The sequence below is a fragment of the Amycolatopsis marina genome (assembly GCF_900111885.1).
Lineage (GTDB): Bacteria > Actinomycetota > Actinomycetes > Mycobacteriales > Pseudonocardiaceae > Amycolatopsis > Amycolatopsis marina.
On record NZ_FOKG01000059.1, the window covers coordinates 1 to 1,349 of the forward strand.

Annotated in this window: 2 protein-coding genes; both read left to right on the forward strand. The window is 67.1% G+C overall.

The features are described 5' to 3' along the window. Positions 1–40 precede the first annotated feature (40 nt). Positions 41–1,174 carry an IS701 family transposase gene (locus tag BM199_RS33115; protein ID WP_043829840.1) on the forward strand — a complete coding sequence of 378 codons (1,134 nt, stop codon included), beginning with the start codon at positions 41–43 and terminating at the stop codon, positions 1,172–1,174. Continuing rightward, complete coding sequence (locus BM199_RS34185) at positions 1,171–1,335, forward strand: hypothetical protein (RefSeq protein WP_177242661.1); 165 nt, start codon at positions 1,171–1,173, stop codon at positions 1,333–1,335. The genes BM199_RS33115 and BM199_RS34185 overlap by 4 nt, the downstream gene beginning before the upstream one ends. The last annotated feature ends 14 nt before the right edge of the window (positions 1,336–1,349 follow it).

The window sequence follows — 1,349 nt, forward strand, 5'->3', positions numbered from 1 at the left end:
ACTGCAACGGCAGTTGGTCGTCGTGTGGTAGATCATCGTTGTGGTGGTCGATGTGGTGATGGGGCAGCTGGATCGGGTTCATGATCGGATCGCGGGACGGTTCAGGCGGTCGGAGCCGCGGGGCCGGGCTCGGGAGTATGTGTCCGGGCTGGTCGCGGGGTTGGAGCGGAAGAACGGCTGGACACTGGCGGAGCAGTCCGGTGAGGTGTCTCCGGATGGGATGCAGCGGTTGTTGCGCTGGGCGGACTGGGACATCGACGGGGTGCGTGACGACGTGCGGGACTACGTGGTCGAGCATCTCGGCGAGCCGGGCGGCGTGCTGATCGTGGACGACACCGGGTTCCTGAAGAAAGGTGTGCGCTCGGCCGGGGTGCAGCGGCAGTATTCCGGGACGGCGGGGCGGATCGAGAACTGTCAGATCGGGACCTTTCTCGCCTATGCCGGTGATCATGGGCATGCGCTGATCGATCGGGCGCTGTATCTGCCGGAGCCGTGGATCGCCGACCGGGACCGGTGCCAACGGGCGGGGATTCCGGATGAGGTCGAGTTCGCCACGAAGCCGCGGCAGGCGATGGGCATGCTGGCGCGGGCGTTCGAGGCGGGTGTGCCGTTCGCGTGGGTCACCGCCGATGAGGCCTACGGGCAGGTCAAGTACCTGCGAGCCTGGCTGGAGGAACACGACGCCGCGTACGTGCTGGCCACCAAGGTCAACGACACCCTGATCACCGCCGAGGGCACCGAACAGCGGGCCGATGAGCTGATCGCGGACCTGCCCGCCCGGGCGTGGCGGCGGTTGTCGGTCGGTGCCGGCGCGCACGGGCCGCGCGAGTACGACTGGGCACGGGTGCCGGTCCGGATTGGCTGGCAGGCCGGGCGCGGGCACTGGCTGCTCGCCCGGCGTTCGATCTCTGATCCGACCGAGATCGCCTACTACATCTGCTACGGGCCCCGCCGGTCCACCCTGCTGAACCTGGCCTGGATCGCCGGGGCGCGCTGGCGGATCGAAGAGTGTTTCCAGCAGGCCAAGAACGAAGCCGGACTGGATCACTACCAGGTCCGGTCCTGGCGGGCGTGGTACGCCCACATCACCCTGTCGATGCTCGCCCACGCCTGGCTCGCCGTCGCCAAATCCCTTGCCATAAAAGGGGAATCGGTATCGCCGAACCAGACATGATCAGCTTTACACTACCGGAGATCCGGCGCCTGCTCACCAAGCTGGTCCTGCGTGTCGCCGACGCCGCCGAACACATCTGGTCCTGGTCACGCTTCCGCCGCCGACGACAACACCAAGCCCGCCTCAGCCACTACAAACGCCGCGGCTACCCACTTCCTTAACTGCCGTTGCAGTA

Bases quoted from the DNA above. Each gene is read 5' to 3' on its own strand.
- BM199_RS34185 (WP_177242661.1), top strand. From the start codon at position 1,171: ATGATCAGCTTTACACTACCGGAGATCCGGCGCCTGCTCACCAAGCTG.